1 protein-coding gene is annotated in these 602 nt (G+C 69.8%); it reads left to right on the top strand.

The features are described from left to right. Positions 1 to 160: 160 nt before the first annotated feature. Positions 161 to 602: SDR family NAD(P)-dependent oxidoreductase (locus FQ755_RS04260; RefSeq protein ID WP_144151250.1), on the top strand; the 442-nt coding region annotated here is incomplete at its 3' end.

The raw sequence follows: 602 nt of genomic DNA, 5'->3' as shown, positions 1-602 counted from the left end.
GGGCGCGCCCGGTTTCTCGATCGAGATGAAGCCCGAATCGCTGGAGCGTTATCGCTTTCGCGGCGAGACGGCCAGGTCGGGCGAATCGGTCGATCCCGCCGCCGCCGTGGCCCATGCAGCCGCCTGAGCGGCCGGGCTCGAACGCGAACGGAGAATCCTGATGAACCTCGATCTGCAAGACAAGGTGGTGCTGGTCACGGGCGGCGCGGCCGGTATCGGCGGCGCGATCACGCGCGCATTGGCGGCCGAAGGCGCGATTCCGGTGGTGCTCGACCGCAATGCGCCCGACGATGCCTTCGCCTCGCAACTGCGCGACCAGCAGCCCCGCACGCGCTTCCTGCGCACCGACCTGCTCGACGACGCCCAATGCCAGGCCGCCGTCGATGCCGCGATCGCCGAATTCGGCCGCATCGACGGCCTGGTCAACAACGCCGGCGTCAACGACGGCGTCGGCCTGGGCGCGGGCCGCGCGGCCTTCGTCGCCTCGCTCGAACGCAATCTGCTGCACTACTACGCGATGGCGCATTACTGCGAGCCGCACCTGAAGGCCAGCCGCGGCGCGATCGTCAACGTCTCGTCGAAGACGGCGCTGACCGGGCAGG

Origin of the sequence: Paraburkholderia sp. BCC1885 (genome assembly GCF_900996235.1) — a bacterium.
GTDB lineage: Bacteria > Pseudomonadota > Gammaproteobacteria > Burkholderiales > Burkholderiaceae > Paraburkholderia.
Note: the sequence above shows the minus strand (reverse complement) of the source record. Positions and strands in the feature narration are given on the sequence as shown.